Here is a 1,189-nt window from a genome sequence, read left to right as displayed (position 1 = left end):
GCACCGCATTTCCGGCCGATCGTGAAGTCCCAAAACCGGACAACCTGCCTTCAAGTACGACTAGACCCACCGACGCTCGCAGAACACCCTCTCAGTTCTCAGCGGGGGACAGGGCCGGCGCGGTGGGGGTGGGCGGTGTGGATGTACTTCATGGCCGTGGTGACAGAGATTCCGAAGACACGGACGAGGTGGACCGGGTCTTCGGTCTCGCGGGCTTCGTCCAGGATTCTGTCGGCGCGAACAGCACGCAGAGTCACACCGGCGGGGTCGAAGCGTGTGTAGATGTAATCCGTGCAGACGGGATCGGTGGTACTGGCGGTCTGCTGGGTGATGAGGGGGTGGGGGTTGGCGGTGCGTGGCCAACGCCGGTGCCGGTAGCGGAGCCGGTCGTGCAGCAGGGCGGTCGTGGTGTCGTCGAGGTGGACGACGTGGCGGCCTTGGGGGCGACGGATCAGGAGTTGCCGGCGGGCGAGCAGAACGTCGAAGAGGGTGAGGTTGCGCAGGTCGGTGCCGTTGGTTGCGTGGAGGGCGGCCAGGGCTAGGACCAGGCGGTTGGCGGGAGCGGCGCTGCTCTCCAGGAGCCCGGTGAGCCGGCCGGGGGCCAGGGTGACGGGCAGTGCTTCGCGGCGAGTGACATGCAGGCCGCGGGTAGGGTCGGCGAAGACGAGCTTGGCGTGTTTCAGGCGCGGAAGAGTGGTGGGACCGGGTAGATCCGCGCAAGACCCTTACCCAGGTGTCGAGTTCGTCACCGATTCGGGTCGGGAAGGCGGCGATGGTGCGCTGGATGAAGGCCTCGCTGCGGTTGCGGCGCGGAGGCGAGGGCAGAAGCTGTTCGCGCTGGTTCAGGAAGGCGACCAGACCGCCGATGCGACCACCGCTGCTGCGGCACGCGCGGTTCAGCGCCCGCAGGTCGTCCTCGCGGAAGATGGTGTCGGCGCCAAGCCAGGTGGCGGCCAGCCGCAGAACCCGCGCTGTGGGTTCGTGGGACTTCTGGCTCCAGCGGTGCTCGGTGGTGTATCGGGCGAAGTCCGTCAGGATGGCCGTCACGGAAGGCGGCGGAGGTGGCAGCAGTGCGCCGGCCAGCGGGCGCCAGTCCCGGGTCCGCCTCGAAGAGCGTCAACTGGCCCGCGTGTTGCACGACAGGTGGGGCGTGTATCAGTCGATCTGCTCGGTGGTCGCCGGGGTGACT

General features: G+C 68.3%; 1 protein-coding gene. It reads left to right on the top strand.

Translation table 11 applies throughout. The features are described from left to right. Positions 1-542 (top strand): hypothetical protein (locus ACFVYI_RS42445; protein ID WP_387895488.1); only part of this gene is annotated, 542 nt, incomplete at its 5' end. Between the last annotated feature and the right edge of the window lie 647 nt (positions 543-1,189).

It is taken from the genome of Kitasatospora sp. NPDC058218 (assembly GCF_042882445.1).
Lineage (GTDB): Bacteria > Actinomycetota > Actinomycetes > Streptomycetales > Streptomycetaceae > Kitasatospora.
The sequence above is the reverse complement of the archived record's forward strand: the minus strand, read 5'-3'. Positions and strand labels throughout refer to the sequence as shown.